This is a genomic window from Arthrobacter sp. C152, from assembly GCF_054890965.1.
The window spans coordinates 1-611 of the sequence record NZ_JBTZSU010000102.1 but is presented as its reverse complement, the minus strand read 5'-3'; the positions used below and the strand labels follow the sequence as shown (position 1 = coordinate 611).

The window sequence follows — 611 nt, the reverse complement described above, 5'->3', positions numbered from 1 at the left end:
GTACTGGCAGGAGTGGGTGAACCTGGTGGCGTTGGCGGTGAACGAGGAGAACGCCTCCGGCGGCAGGGTGGTCACGGCCCCGACGAACGGCGCGGCCGGGATCATCCCGGCGGTCCTCTACTACGCGCTGCACTTCGCCCCGGGCATGGAGCAGGCCACCCAGGAAGACCGCGACGGCGTTGTGGTCAGGTTCCTGCTCGCCGCCGGCGCGGTGGGGGTGCTGTACAAGGAGCAGGCCTCGATCTCGGGGGCTGAGGTCGGCTGCCAGGGTGAGGTGGGGTCGGCGTCCTCGATGGCCGCGGCGGGCCTGGCCGAGGTGATGGGCGGTACCCCGGCGCAGGTGGAGAACGCCGCGGAGATCGCGATGGAGCACAACCTGGGCCTGACGTGTGACCCGATCGGCGGGCTGGTCCAGGTCCCGTGCATCGAGCGGAACGCGATCGCTGCCGCGAAGGCGATCAACGCCGCGAAGATGGCGCTCTGGGGCGACGGCACCCACCGGGTTTCCCTGGACGAGGTCATCATCACGATGCGCGAGACCGGCAAGGACATGAGCGACAAATACAAGGAAACAGCGATGGGCGGCCTCGCCGTCAACGTCGTCGAATGCT

Annotated in this window: 1 protein-coding gene; it reads left to right on the top strand. The window is 68.9% G+C overall.

The window, feature by feature from the left end; all coding sequences use genetic code 11:
• Positions 1–611, top strand: a 611-nt coding sequence (locus tag ACYSM9_RS21895; protein ID WP_461859050.1) for an L-serine ammonia-lyase, incomplete at both ends; no start/stop codon positions are given.